General features: G+C 69.2%; 15 protein-coding genes and 1 tRNA gene. 10 read left to right on the top strand and 6 right to left on the bottom strand.

Features of this window, described 5'->3' with window-relative positions:
- The first annotated feature begins 96 nt into the window (after positions 1–96).
- The gene (locus LBN7_RS01390; RefSeq protein ID WP_116635288.1) at positions 97–306 is read left to right on the top strand and encodes a hypothetical protein; all 210 of its coding nucleotides are present in this window, start codon (positions 97–99) and stop codon (positions 304–306) included.
- An 88-nt stretch (positions 307–394) separates the two neighbouring features.
- Positions 395–775, top strand: coding sequence for a PLDc N-terminal domain-containing protein (locus tag LBN7_RS01385; protein WP_407360744.1), 381 nt, complete (start codon positions 395–397; stop codon positions 773–775).
- Here LBN7_RS01385 and LBN7_RS01380 read toward each other — a convergent pair.
- Positions 726–1,850 (bottom strand): DUF998 domain-containing protein, encoded by a 1,125-nt coding sequence (locus tag LBN7_RS01380; RefSeq protein ID WP_407360743.1) that lies wholly within the window; start codon positions 1,848–1,850, stop codon positions 726–728. The genes LBN7_RS01385 and LBN7_RS01380 overlap by 50 nt on opposite strands.
- On the bottom strand, positions 1,847–2,287 hold the full coding sequence (locus LBN7_RS01375; RefSeq protein WP_341945698.1) for a hypothetical protein: 441 nt from the start codon (positions 2,285–2,287) through the stop codon (positions 1,847–1,849). Before LBN7_RS01375 ends, LBN7_RS01380 begins: the two co-directional genes overlap by 4 nt.
- Before the next feature lie 162 nt (positions 2,288–2,449).
- Here LBN7_RS01375 and LBN7_RS01370 point away from each other — a divergent pair, with 162 nt between their 5' ends.
- Positions 2,450–4,957 (top strand): HAD-IC family P-type ATPase, encoded by a 2,508-nt coding sequence (locus LBN7_RS01370; RefSeq protein ID WP_407360742.1) that lies wholly within the window; start codon positions 2,450–2,452, stop codon positions 4,955–4,957.
- On the opposite strand, the gene LBN7_RS01365 is transcribed toward LBN7_RS01370, so the two are convergent.
- Complete coding sequence (locus tag LBN7_RS01365) at positions 4,886–5,293, bottom strand: hypothetical protein (protein WP_116635283.1); 408 nt, start codon at positions 5,291–5,293, stop codon at positions 4,886–4,888. The genes LBN7_RS01370 and LBN7_RS01365 overlap by 72 nt on opposite strands.
- A gap of 98 nt (positions 5,294–5,391) precedes the next feature.
- On the opposite strand from LBN7_RS01365, the gene LBN7_RS01360 reads away from it, so the two are divergent.
- The 5 genes from LBN7_RS01360 to LBN7_RS01340 all read left to right on the top strand — a co-directional run bounded on the left by LBN7_RS01360 (position 5,392) and on the right by LBN7_RS01340 (position 7,633).
- Positions 5,392–5,985, top strand: coding sequence for a sulfite oxidase-like oxidoreductase (locus LBN7_RS01360; RefSeq protein WP_341945696.1), 594 nt, complete (start codon positions 5,392–5,394; stop codon positions 5,983–5,985).
- Entirely contained in the window at positions 5,982–6,722 is a 741-nt protein-coding gene (locus LBN7_RS01355) for a ferredoxin reductase (RefSeq protein ID WP_341947849.1), read from the top strand. The genes LBN7_RS01360 and LBN7_RS01355 overlap by 4 nt, the downstream gene beginning before the upstream one ends.
- Positions 6,722–6,988 (top strand): DUF6510 family protein, encoded by a 267-nt coding sequence (locus tag LBN7_RS01350; RefSeq protein WP_341945695.1) that lies wholly within the window; start codon positions 6,722–6,724, stop codon positions 6,986–6,988. Before LBN7_RS01355 ends, LBN7_RS01350 begins: the two co-directional genes overlap by 1 nt.
- Positions 6,989–7,052: 64 nt before the next feature.
- Positions 7,053–7,301, top strand: coding sequence for a DUF2945 domain-containing protein (locus LBN7_RS01345; RefSeq protein WP_407360741.1), 249 nt, complete (start codon positions 7,053–7,055; stop codon positions 7,299–7,301).
- Between the two features lie 86 nt (positions 7,302–7,387).
- Positions 7,388–7,633, top strand: coding sequence for a hypothetical protein (locus tag LBN7_RS01340; protein ID WP_341945693.1), 246 nt, complete (start codon positions 7,388–7,390; stop codon positions 7,631–7,633).
- A 79-nt stretch (positions 7,634–7,712) separates the two neighbouring features.
- Here the strand turns inward: LBN7_RS01340 and LBN7_RS01335 are convergent.
- Together LBN7_RS01335 and LBN7_RS01330 are read right to left on the bottom strand one after the other, a co-directional pair.
- Positions 7,713–7,785, bottom strand: a tRNA-Arg gene (locus tag LBN7_RS01335).
- A gap of 16 nt (positions 7,786–7,801) precedes the next feature.
- Entirely contained in the window at positions 7,802–8,617 is an 816-nt protein-coding gene (locus tag LBN7_RS01330; RefSeq protein WP_341945628.1) for an SGNH/GDSL hydrolase family protein, read from the bottom strand.
- A gap of 93 nt (positions 8,618–8,710) precedes the next feature.
- Between LBN7_RS01330 and argS the strand changes: the two genes are divergently transcribed.
- Together argS and LBN7_RS01320 are read left to right on the top strand one after the other, a co-directional pair.
- A complete protein-coding gene (gene argS, locus LBN7_RS01325; RefSeq protein WP_116635277.1) occupies positions 8,711–10,375 on the top strand; it encodes an arginine--tRNA ligase in 1,665 nt (554 codons plus the stop codon).
- Positions 10,376–10,414: 39 nt separating this feature from the next.
- On the top strand, positions 10,415–11,266 hold the full coding sequence (locus LBN7_RS01320) for a DUF2993 domain-containing protein (protein WP_407360740.1): 852 nt from the start codon (positions 10,415–10,417) through the stop codon (positions 11,264–11,266).
- 15 nt (positions 11,267–11,281) lie between these two features.
- Here LBN7_RS01320 and LBN7_RS01315 read toward each other — a convergent pair whose 3' ends face one another.
- Positions 11,282–12,013 carry an alpha/beta fold hydrolase gene (locus LBN7_RS01315; RefSeq protein ID WP_407360739.1) on the bottom strand — a complete coding sequence of 244 codons (732 nt, stop codon included), beginning with the start codon at positions 12,011–12,013 and terminating at the stop codon, positions 11,282–11,284.
- Between the last annotated feature and the right edge of the window lie 2 nt (positions 12,014–12,015).

Raw genomic sequence — 12,015 nt, 5'->3', positions numbered from 1 at the left:
CCAGAGGGGGTGAGGACGATCAGGTCGCGTCGGTCGATCATGGGGTGGACCGACGTTCGCAGGTGCCGTCCGAGGCGGCTGATCAGAGGGGGCCGCATGGTCCAGACCTTCGAGGTGATCGTCCGCGGACGGCTGAGCGCGGAGCTCGCCGGCGCGCTCGACGGCTTCACCGTGGGGCTCCGCGACGGCGGTGTGACGAGCATCGTCGGTCCGGTGATCGATCAACCGCGCCTGCTCGCTCTGCTCGGCGCCTTCGACGACCTGCACATCGAGGTGATCTCGGTGAATCCGGTCGCGGACCGCTGAGTCACCCGGGCAGGGTGACGCCGCCCGGTCGTCCGCTCACTAGCTTCGGTTCCGGCACGGTCGTGTCCCCGAGCAAAGGAAGAAAATCATGTTCATCTGGGATCTCATCGCCTGGTTCTTCTGGTCCTTCGTCTTCATCTCCTACCTGATGGTCGTGTTCACGATCATCGGCGACATCTTCCGCGACCAGTCGCTCAACGGCTGGCTCAAGGCGGTGTGGATCATCTTCCTGGTGTTCCTGCCGTTCCTCACCGCCCTCGTCTACCTCATCGCCCGGGGACAGGGGATGGCGGAGCGCCGCGCGGCAGAGATGGGCGCTCTGCGTGAGGCGCAGACCGCCTACATCCGCGAGACCGCCGGCACGGCGTCGCCCGCCGACGACATCACCAAGGCCAAGGCGCTGCTCGACTCCGGTGCGATCACTGCGGGAGAGTACGAGACCCTGAAGGGGAAGGCGCTGGCTCGCTGACGGCATCCGTCCGGCGCTCGCCGCCGTCGGCCCCTGTGCCGGCGGCGGCCGTGTTGCGGAGGAACAGCATCAGCCAGCCGAAGATGATGAGGAAGGCGATCAGCTCGACCGCCGTCAGGTTGTAGTAGCCGGTGGTGAACAGGACGGCGAGCACGACGATGATGAGCACGAAGGCGTAGCCGAGCATCAGGAACACCCGGGGAGTGCCGGGGACATGCCACCGCAGGCCGATCACGAGCGCGACGAACAGCACCGCCATCCCGGAGGCCACGGTGTTGTGGATCGCGAAGTGGGTGTCGACGGGGAAGAGGCCGACGCCCGCGAGGAACACCCCCATCAGGAGCAGCTCGATCCGCACGACGCGCCGTCCGCGTCGGGCCTTCTCGGTGTCGACGGGGATGTCGATCGTGCCGAAGTGCGCGATGGTCGTGACGATGAGTCCCGCGATGATCACGGTGAGGTTGAACGCCAGCGCCGACATGTCGTCGGAGACCCCGAGTGTGCTGAGGTTCTTCTGCCACCAGAGGGGGTCGGTGGCGCTGAGCATGCTCGCGAACACCCCGACCACGAGGAAGACCATGAGCACCAGCGACAGCCTCGTCGGGGTCATGCTCATCGCCGACACCGTCGTGAGATAGGCGGTGACCGCGATCGCGACTCCGGCCAGCAGGGCTGCCGACACCGGGAACACGACGGCGCCGACGAAGCTGCGCTCCACGATGTTCGCCATGCCGATCCAGCCGAGCAGCGCGATGACCCCGTGCGCCGCGGCGATGCTCGCGATGTCGAACCATCGCATGCGGGGGAGTGCCCGCGCGTCCTGCGGGCCGGCGTGCGACACCGTCACGGCGGCGATGAAGACGCCGAAGGCCGTGACGGCGGCGGCGAGGGCGACGAACTGCCCGATCGACCCGGGGCCCGCGATCGGGAGAGGTCCGCCGCGGAAGACCAGGAGCGAGACGACGGTCGCGACGACGAGCACACCGGCGGCGATGAGCAGCGCGGCGGACTCCCGCGACTCCGCGTTCCGGAACGGGTGGCGCAGCACCTGCCTGACGCGCAGCTGTGCGGTCACACCATGCTCCCGCGCTGATGCGGCGCGCGCCGTTCAGAGAGCTCGTGACCGTGCGCGGTGAGGGCGTAGATGATGAGCACGTCGATCGCGATCACGATGACCGACCACCAGGGCTGCAGCGGCATCACGAGCAGCTGCCCGGCGGCGCTGATCACCGCCAGGATGACGGCGACGACGCGCGCCCACGTCGCACCGCTGAACAGTGCGAACGCGGTGATCGTGAGCAGCGCTCCGATGACGACGTGCCACCATCCCCACCCGGTGACGTCGAAGAGGAACAGCGATCCGTCGACCACGACATAGGAGGCCCGCGGCCCGAGCAGGATCACGAGACCTTGCAGCAGTCCGAAGATGCCGCTGATGAGGATGATGACGCCGGCGAAAGCCGCCCATCCCGTCCAGGCCGAGGATCCGGTCGACGCTCTGGTGGAGGACATGATTCACACCTCTCTGCCGACGGGCGGCATGACGGGGCGCGGGGCGGAATCCCTGCGCTCGCTGGTGATTCTCGCGCCGTGCTCGCGCGCGGCGCGTCACCCCGGGAGAGTGATGCGCGGCCGAACCCGGCTCGAGTTCTGCCCGCCCCTAATATGGGGCGCATGGAGTCCCCCACGGCGGTGCAGCAGCAGGACGACCTCGACACCGACCCCCGGACGGGCCTCACGGCAGCGCGCGTGGCCGAGCTGACGGCGGACGGCCGGACCAACGCGTTCGCGGGCGACTCCAGCCGCAGCGCGTGGAACATCGTCCGCGCGAACGTCTTCACGCTCTTCAACGGGATCGTCGGCGCCTGCTTCCTCGTCCTGCTCCTCCTCGGTCGCTGGCAGGACGCGCTCTTCGGCCTCGCGGCTTTCGGCAACGCGATCATCGGATGCTGGCAGGAGTTCCGCGCCAAGGCGGCTCTCGACCGGCTGGCGCTGCTGAATGCGCCGCGCGCACGAGTGCGCCGGGATTCGCAGGATATCGAGATCTCTCCGGCCGACGTCGTCCAGGGCGACATCCTCGTGCTCCGCGCCGGAGATCAGGTCACCGCGGATGCCGTCGTGCTCGAGCACCGTGCGCTCCAGATCGACGAGTCGATGCTGACGGGCGAATCGGATGCCGTCGACAAGAACGACGGCGACGAGGCGCTGTCCGGCTCGATCGTGGTGGCGGGTGACGGCATCGCGCGCGCCGTGCGCGTCGGGGCGGACTCCTACGCCAACAAGTTCGCCGAGGAGGCCAAGCGCTTCTCTCTCGTGTCCTCCGAGCTGCGCACGTCGATCGACCGTGTGCTGAAGTGGGTCGGCTGGGGGATCGGTCCGATCGGCCTCCTCGTCCTGAACGCGCAGATGATGGTCGCGGGCGGCTGGGTGTCGGCGTGGGAGACCGGCACCTGGACGCAGGCGATCGTCAACACGATCTCCTCGTTGACCGCGATGATCCCGCTCGGCCTCGTGCTGATGACGTCGATCGCCTTCGCCGTCGGTGCCGCGCGACTCGCTGCTCGGCAGGTGCTCGTCAACGAGCTGCCGGCCGTCGAGGGACTCGCGCGCGTGGACATCATCTGCCTCGACAAGACCGGCACTCTCACCGAGGGCGAGCTCGCCTACCGCGATCTGCTCGAGCTCGGTTCGGCGACGGGGGAGTGGGAGGCGGCGCTCGCCTGGTTCGGCGGCGCTCCGGATGCGAATGCGACAGCGCGGTGCCTGCGCAAGCCGTTCCCCGCATCGGCGCCGCGCGACGCATCCGTCTATGTCTCCTTCTCGTCCGCGCGCAAGTGGAGCGCCCTCTCGTTCGCCGACCGCGGCGACGAGACCTGGGTGCTCGGCGCTCCCGAGATGGTGCTGGGAGACGCGGCGACGGATGCCGGGACCGAGGTCGGCGAAGCCGTCACCCGCCTGGCCGCGGAGGGCCTGCGCACGCTCGTCCTCGCGTTCACCGCGGATCCCTACTCCTCCGCCGCGCAGGAGTCCGAGACGCTTCCGACGGGCCTCGTCCCGGTGGCCGTCATCACGTTCAGCGAGAAGGTGCGCCCGGATGCCGCGCAGACGCTGTCGTACTTCCGCGCGCAGGGCGTCGGAGTGCGGGTGATCTCCGGAGACAATCCGCGCACGGTCGCGGCGATCGCCCGGCAGGTGGGTCTCGATGCCGGAGAGGGCTACGACGCACGGCAGCTCCCGGAGGACGACGCCGAGCTCGGTCCGGTGCTCGAAGCGCATACCGTCTTCGGCCGGGTGACCCCCGAGCAGAAGAAGCGCATGGTGGTCGCGCTGCAGGCGCGCGGACACACGGTCGCGATGACCGGCGACGGCGTGAACGACGCGCTCGCGATCAAGACGGCCGACATCGGCATCGCGATGAACTCCGGGTCGCCGGCGACGAAGGCCGTCGCGCGGCTCGTGCTGCTGGACGGACAGTTCTCGCACCTGCCGGACGTCGTCGCGGAGGGGCGACAGGTGATCGCGAACATCGAGCGCGTCTCGATGCTCTTCCTGACGAAGACCGTCTACGCGACGACGCTCGCCGTGCTCTTCGGCGTCATGGTGCTGGAGTTCCCGTTCCTGCCGAGACAGCTGTCGATCACGGACGGCCTGACGATCGGCATCCCGGCGTTCTTCCTCGCGCTGATGCCGAATGCGAGCCGCTACGTCCCCGGGTTCCTGCGGCGCTCGCTGGCGTTCGCGATCCCCGCAGGCCTCCTGATCGCGATCGCGTTGACCGTGTACACGCGCGGCGCCATGGCGCTCGGCGTCACCGAGCCGCAGCTGCGGACCGGTTCGACCATCATCCTCGCCATCGTCGGGATCTGGGTGCTCTCGGTGCTGGCGCGACCGCTCAACCGCTACAAGGTGCTGGTGGTGGGTGCGATGTTCATCGCGCTGTCGATCCTGTTCACGGTGCCGCTCGCCGGGGAGTTCTTCCAGCTCGTGGATCCGGGAGAGGGGGCCGCGTACCTGATCGCCGCCGTCACGATCGCGACGATCCTCGCCATCGAGATCGTCCGGCTGATCCACCGGCGGTTCCTCGCCCGGTCGAACGCCGTGGCTGGAGGGTCAGCGGTCGAGGAAGTGCCGCGATCCGGGCGGCGCCCAGACGGCGACCAGCACCAGCAGCTCGACGACTGACTGGACGAGCACGGCCCAATCCCACGTGGTGGTGAGCGCCGTCACGACGTGCAGAGCCAGCTGCACGCCGATGTAGATCGTCAGCAGCAGGCGGGCGAGACGACTGCCGCGGGCGATCGCCGCCGCCACTGCGAGGGTCAGCAGGCCGAACAGGATGACGGCCGCGCCGATCAGCGACACGACGAGCACGTCACCGTCGGGCACCTGATACCGGCTCAGGAGCACGGTGAGACCGAGGAGCGCGTTCGACAGGCCGCTCAGCACGACCAGGATCACCACGACGGTGACGACGACGGGTCGCTTGTGCGTGCGGGGCTGCTCGGTGACGGTGTCCACGCGATCACTGTACAAGCAGGGTCTGATCCGTGAAGTGATCGCCGAGCGGGGTGATGCTCTGCTAGCGTCCGTCTACCCGGCCGCGAAGGAGAATGACCATGGCAGTGATCTCGAGAGGCTTCGGCGCACGCCGCAGGGAGAGCGATCCGAAGCTCCCGCCGGGCCAGTATCTGACAGAGGACTTCCCGGTGCTGTCTGCCGGACCGACGCCGCAGATCTCCACGGCCGAGTGGAGCTTCGGCATCCGTAACGAAGCCGGGTTCGTGACGTCCTGGACCTGGGACGAGCTGCAGGCGCTCCCCATCGAGGAGGTGCACACCGACATCCACTGCGTGACGCGCTGGTCGAAGCTCGGCACCGCATGGCGCGGCATCTCGCTCGACACGCTCCTCGCCGACGTCGACACGGCCGCGTCGTACGCGATGGCCCACTCCTACGGCGGATACACGACGAACGTCGCCCTCGACGACCTGCTCGGTGGGCAGTCGTGGATCGCGTTCGAGTTCGAGGGCGAGCCCCTGGACCCGGAGCACGGTGGTCCGGCGCGTCTGCTCGTGCCGCACCTGTACTTCTGGAAGAGCGCGAAGTGGGTGAGAGCGCTGACCCTGATGGACGAGGATGCGCCCGGTTTCTGGGAGCAGAACGGCTACAACATGCACGGCGATCCGTGGACCGAGGAACGCTATTGGTGATCGTCGGCGGGTGGCGTCCGGCACGGGTGATCGAGACCCGCACCCAGTCTCCCTCTGCGCGCAGCATCCGCCTGGAGGTTCCGGGTTGGACGGGCAGTGACGCGGGCCAGCACGTCGACGTGCGGCTCACGGCGGAGGACGGGTATCAGGCGGTGCGGTCCTACTCTCTCGGCTCCTACGGGGCGTCGACCGAGGTGATCGAGCTCGCTGTCGACGAGGTACCCGACGGCGAGGTCTCGCCCTATCTGGTGCGCGATGTCCGGATCGGCGATGAGCTCGAGGTCAAAGGTCCGCTCGGGCAGTTCTTCGTGTGGCGTCCGGATCAGGAGGAGCCGGAGCGACGGGGGCCCGTGCAGCTGATCGCCGGGGGATCGGGCGTCGTGCCGCTCGTGGCGATGATGCGCGCGGCGCAGGATGCCGGTGCGGTCGACTCCGTCCGGATGCTGTACTCGGTGCGCAGTCCCGAGGATGCCATCTACCGCGAGGAGGTCGTGTCGGCTGCCGCAGCCGGCATCGATGTGCGGTGGGTGTACACGAGGTCGGCCCCGCCCGACTGGGAGGGCAGCGTCGGCCGCGTCGATGAGGACACGCTCCGAGACGCGGTCTGGCCCGTCGAGCGGGAGCCGCTCGTGTTCGTGTGCGGCCCGACCGGTTTCGTCGAGCACGCGGCGGACGCGCTCGTCCGGTTGGGGCACGATCCTGCGCGCGTGCGCACCGAACGATTCGGAGGTCGCTGATGGATGCTGCTCACAGCTCGATGATCGTCGACGGCAACTGCCTCGCGGGGATGATGGGAGACCTGTTCGGCGCCGACATCACCTCGCTCGTCGCCACCTGCTCCGGGTGCGGAACCGCGGCGAACGTCGCCGAGACCGTGGTCGAGGTCGACAGTCACTCCGCGATCGTGCGGTGCCGATCCTGCACCAGGACGCTGTTCACTCTGCTGCGCGGGCAGGACGGCCCTCGACTCGTCGTCGGGACGCTCGGCGCGATCGGCGCCTGACGGGGGCTCGGCTTTCCGACATCTTTGCCGGTGCCATGAGATCCGATCGCTTGGCAACCCCTTCATGGGGCGTCGATCAGAGCGCAGGCTCGATCGGACCAGGAGAGAGGCAGCCCTGTGGCCGAGCGTGCGCGGGGTCACGACCCGAGAAGAAGGAGACGCGATGACGGAATCCCTGGGCAGAGGCGACCGGGTGTCATGGAACACCTCGCAGGGGCGCACCCGAGGCGTCGTCGAGGAAAGGCGTGTCGAGGACTTCGACTCGACGGGCAGAGGTTCACGGCATCCGCGGGTGAGCCCGCGTTCATCGTGACGTCGGAGAAGACCGGTGCGCGCGCGGCGCGTAAGGGCGCAGCCCTCCGGCGACTGAAGAAGACCTCGAAGTGAAGGGAGCCCGCCGTGAGCAACTCGATCCGTCTTGAGGATCAACCCGATGTCGTCACCGAATGGAGCAGCGCGAACAACACGTACCGATTCACGTACGTCGCACCGGGGGAGTGGGAGGTGCACCGCGCGCACGACATCGACTACGTCGCCCACCTGCGGCGCGACGGCGACCTCTACGACTTCCGGGTCGAGGAGGGGAATCCGGTGGCGAGCGGACGGACTCTGTCGCTCAGCGACCTCGAGGATCTGCTCCTCTGAACAGGGCCCCTCGGTAGGGGGTTACCTAGAAATCGCAGAAGGGGACCGTCCTGGCGGACGGTCCCCTTCTGCGATTTCGTGCCCCCGACAGGAGTCGAACCTGCGACCTACGGTACCGGAAACCGGCGCTCTATCCACTGAGCTACGGAGGCGTACCGAACGACGATATCACTCGTCGGGGGTGGTCTCCGACCCACCGGCCTCGGTGACGGGAGCGCCGCGCAGCTCATCGAGTGCGGCGGCGAGCCTCTCGGCCAGATAACGGTGCCCCTCGGTGGACGGATGCTTGTGACCGAAGTCCACGTCGATGACGTCGAGGTAGTTCTGATCGGTGATCCAGTCGAGCGCGATGGGGGAGATGTACCACCAGCCGCGTGCTGCCGCGAGCTCGGAGAGGTCGGTGTCGATGCGCGCGGTCGCCGCGCCCACCGGCAGCTCGTGCGGCGCGGGGCCCAGCACGACGATCGACGCCTCCGGGTACTTCGCGGCCAGCGCGTCCCAGGCGGCGGTGACGGCCTCGCGGTAGCCGGCCACGCCCTGGGCCCGGTCGTTGATCGACCCCTGGATGATGATCAGGTTCGGCGCGAGCGCCGGGTCGAGGAGGGCGATGCGCTCGCCGAAGGTCGGACCGTCGAGCCCGGGCTTGAGGTAGCCGCTGCCGCGGACACCGTCGACGATGGTCTCGCCGCCCACGAGTCCCGCGAGCACGTAGGCGTATCCCTGGGTCGGATCGGTCGCTGCCGAACCGTAGGTCCAGGAATCGCCGAACACGAGCACACGCGGGTGATCGGGAAGGCTCAGCGGTGCCGGAGCGACGACCGAGGCAGCGCTTCCCTCGCCGTCGGCGGAGGCTCCGACCGGGGCCGCGGCGGGCATCGGGGTCCATGGTCGCCACACGCCCAGGACGCCCGCGGAGACGGCGAGCAGCAGGGCGATGGCGATGCCCACGGTGCGCAGTCGGCGTCGGGCGGCGGAGTCGTGCATTGCATGAGAGTAGATCACCGGAAGGCGAACGCAAATTCCCCGCGCCGCCGCGGCGTCGGGGACCGTCATCGCGCGCCGTAAACTGGGACGGCTATGAACCCTGAAACGCTCGCCGAAGCCCTCCTCGCCGTCCTCGCACCGATCGCGGAGGAACGACGTCCTGGCGAGCCCCTCGAGCTCGCCGCATCCGACATCGTGTTCGAGCGTCCGCGCAATCGCGACCACGGCGACTGGGCCTCGAACATCGCGATGCGTCTCGCGAAGCCCTTCGGCACGAATCCGCGCGAGCTGGCCCAGCAGATCGCCGACGGTCTCGCCGGTGTCGACGGCGTCGCCAGCGCCGAGGTCGCCGGACCCGGCTTCATCAACATCCGCCTCGACGCGGCCGCCGCAGGTGCGCTCGCGAAGACGATCGTCGACGCCGGAGCCGCCTACGGCACGAACGAGACCCAGGCCGGACGCAGCATCAACATCGAGTTCGTGAGCGCGAACCCCACCGGGCCGCTGCACATCGGCCACACCCGCTGGGCGGCGCTCGGCGATGCGATCGGCCGCGTGCTCGCGGCATCCGGTGCCACCGTCGCTCGCGAGTTCTACATCAACGACGCCGGCGCCCAGATGGAGCGCTTCGCGCAGTCCATCGTCGCCGCGGCGAAGGGCGAGCCCACGCCGGAGGGCGGCTACGCGGGCAGCTACATCAACGATCTCGCCGCCCGCGTGCTCGCGGCCCGCCCCGACTTCCTCAACCTGGAAGACGACGAGAAGGTGATCGTCGCCCGAGAGCTCGGCTACGAGTACCAGCTGGCGGAGCAGCAGGAGTCCCTGTCGAAGTTCAACGTGCACTTCGACGTCTGGTTCTCCGAGCGCACGCTGCACGCGAAGAACGCCGACGGGGTCAGCCTCGTCGACCAGGCCGTCGACCGTCTGCGCGAACAGGGTCACGTCTTCGACCAGGACGACGCGGTGTGGGTGCGCACCACCGACTTCGGCGACGACAAGGATCGCGTGATCCGCCGCTCCAACGGCGAGTACACGTACTTCGCGGCAGACGCCGCGTACTACCTGAACAAGGGCGACCGCGGCTTCGCGCACAAGATCTATCTGCTCGGCGCCGACCACCACGGCTACGTGCACCGCCTGAAGGCGCTCGCGGGCGCCGCCGGCGACGATCCCGAGAAGGACGTCGAGGTGCTCATCGGACAGCTCGTGTCTGTCGGAGGCGCGCGCCTGAGCAAGCGCGCGGGCAACATCATCGAGATGGACGACCTGCGCGAATGGCTCGGCACCGACGCGCTGCGCTATTCGCTGGAGCGCTCGCCCGCCGACTCGCCGCTCGCGCTCGACCCCGAGCTGCTGCAGAAGCGCACCAACGACAATCCGGTGTTCTACGTGCAGTACGCGCATGCCCGCACCCACAACGTGGCCCGCAACGCCGCCGACTCCGGCGTCGACCGCTCGGAGTTCGCCCCCGAGACGCTCACGCACGAGTCCGAGGCGGCACTGCTCGGTGCGCTGCAGGAGTTCCCGCGCATCGTCGCATTCGCGGCCGAGGTGCGCGAACCGCACCGCGTGGCGCGCTACCTCGAGGAGCTCGCGGGGCTGTACCACCGCTGGTACGACAACTGCCGCGTGATCCCCCTGAGCGACGACCCGATCGAGAGCGTGCACCGCACGCGCCTGTGGCTGAACGATGCCGCCGGCCAGGTCTTCCGCAACGGACTCGACCTGCTCGGCGTGTCCGCACCGGAGCGCATGTAGCGACGGCTGTCCACCGCGCCGGTAGGGCAGGATGGCAGCATGAGCGACGACAACCACACCCTGCCGTATCCTGACGCTTCGGCAGAGCATCCGACGCTCGTGATCCCCGGGTCCGATGCGCCTGCGGAGGCGGATGCCGAGCGGCCGACGCGTCGTCGCCGCTGGCCGTGGGTGCTGCTGATCGTCGTGGTGCTGCTGGCGCTGCTCGTCGTCGCGGCGGAGTTCATCGCGCGCTCGATCCTTCCCGGGATCGTGCGGTCCATCGTCATCGAGCAGCTGGACCTCCCCGCCGACCAGCAGCTCGACGTCGACGCGGAGGGCGTGCTGCTCCCGCAGCTGATCGGCGGACGACTCGAGACGCTGCACCTGTCGACGGATGCCGTGACCCTCGAGGGGATCACCGGTGCCGCGGATGTGACCGCGACGGGCATCCCCCTGCGCGGGGGAGACCTGGGCGGTGCCTCCGGCACGATCCGGATCGACCAGGCCGAGTTCACCACCCTGCTCGCCGGAACCGACCTGCCGGTCGAATCCGTCGTCTTCGACGCGCCGAACGCCACGCTGGGCGGCTCGTTCACGGTGTTCGGGGCGGCCGTCCCCCTCACGCTGACACTCACGCCCGGTGCTGCGGAGGGTGACCTCGAGCTGACGCCGGTGGGGCTGTCGATCGGCGGACTCGACGTCGATGTGGATGGCGTCGGCTCGATGCTCGGATCGGTCGGCGACAGCCTGACGAGGACGCAGCGCATCTGCATCGCGGATCAGCTTCCCGCCGGCCTCACCCTCACCGGACTCGCGATCGTGGGCAGCGAGGCCGTGATCGACATCGACGTCGACGGTGCGATCGCCACCGATCCGGCTCTGCTCGAGAAGGGCGTCTGCCCGCGCTGACCGGCAGGAGCGCCGTCAGCGCATCCAGGACTCGACCCGCTGCGCGAACCAGGCGGGGCGCTGCAGCGGGATGCCGTGACCGCAGCCGGCGATGGTCTCCCGCTCGCTCTGCGGCAGGGCCTCGTGCAGCGCGGCGGACGAGCGCCTCATCAGCGTCTTCTCCTTCGAACCCGCGAGGACCAGCGCGGCGCCCGGGAAATGCCGCCAGCCGTCCGGTGGTGTGAAGCGCAGGTTCTCTTCGACGGCGTTGAGCAGCGTCGCTCGGGAGATGCCGGCAGACGTCCGCACGTAGTCGTCGAGATGCTCCGGCGGGACGAACAGCTCCCGCGCCTGGAGCTTCGCGAACCACTCCTGCCGGGCGAGTCCCGCGGTCGCACCGAGGAGGGCGAGCGTGGGGCCGACCGCGCGCATCGGGATCGCCTGAGCGCTGACGACGATCACCTTCTCGACCAGGTCAGGGCGCCGGGCGGCCAGCAGCACCGCCAACTGGGCGCCGAGCGAGAAGCCGACGACCGTGGCGGGGCGGCCCTCGCCCTCCAGCAGCTCCTCGAGCGCCGGGAGCACGTCGTCGTGCGAGGTGTAGGTCTGGTCCGCGCTGCGTCCGTGCCCCGGCAGGTCGGGCACGAGGACGCGGTGCCCCTCGTCCAGGTGCGCGCGCATCGGCTCCCACATCCAGCCGGCGACACCGCCTCCGTGCAGAAGCAGCAGCGGTGTGCCGCCTTCGGGGCCGAAGCGATCGATGTGCATCG

Origin of the sequence: Microbacterium sp. LBN7 (assembly GCF_045690345.1) — a bacterium.
Lineage (GTDB): Bacteria > Actinomycetota > Actinomycetes > Actinomycetales > Microbacteriaceae > Microbacterium.
This window is presented reverse-complemented; position numbering and strand designations above follow the sequence as displayed.

Excerpts from the sequence above, each read along its gene's own strand:
- LBN7_RS01390 (WP_116635288.1), top strand. The coding sequence starts at position 97 with ATGGTCCAGACCTTCGAGGTGATCGTCCGCGGACGGCTGAGCGCGGAG.
- LBN7_RS01385 (WP_407360744.1), top strand. The coding sequence starts at position 395 with ATGTTCATCTGGGATCTCATCGCCTGGTTCTTCTGGTCCTTCGTCTTC.
- LBN7_RS01375 (WP_341945698.1), bottom strand. The coding sequence starts at position 2,287 with ATGTCCTCCACCAGAGCGTCGACCGGATCCTCGGCCTGGACGGGATGG.
- LBN7_RS01370 (WP_407360742.1), top strand. The coding sequence starts at position 2,450 with ATGGAGTCCCCCACGGCGGTGCAGCAGCAGGACGACCTCGACACCGAC.
- LBN7_RS01360 (WP_341945696.1), top strand. The coding sequence starts at position 5,392 with ATGGCAGTGATCTCGAGAGGCTTCGGCGCACGCCGCAGGGAGAGCGAT.
- LBN7_RS01350 (WP_341945695.1), top strand. The coding sequence starts at position 6,722 with ATGGATGCTGCTCACAGCTCGATGATCGTCGACGGCAACTGCCTCGCG.
- LBN7_RS01345 (WP_407360741.1), top strand. The coding sequence starts at position 7,053 with ATGGGGCGTCGATCAGAGCGCAGGCTCGATCGGACCAGGAGAGAGGCA.
- LBN7_RS01330 (WP_341945628.1), bottom strand. The coding sequence starts at position 8,617 with ATGCACGACTCCGCCGCCCGACGCCGACTGCGCACCGTGGGCATCGCC.
- argS (WP_116635277.1), top strand. The coding sequence starts at position 8,711 with ATGAACCCTGAAACGCTCGCCGAAGCCCTCCTCGCCGTCCTCGCACCG.
- LBN7_RS01320 (WP_407360740.1), top strand. The coding sequence starts at position 10,415 with ATGAGCGACGACAACCACACCCTGCCGTATCCTGACGCTTCGGCAGAG.
- LBN7_RS01315 (WP_407360739.1), bottom strand. The coding sequence starts at position 12,013 with ATGCACATCGATCGCTTCGGCCCCGAAGGCGGCACACCGCTGCTGCTT.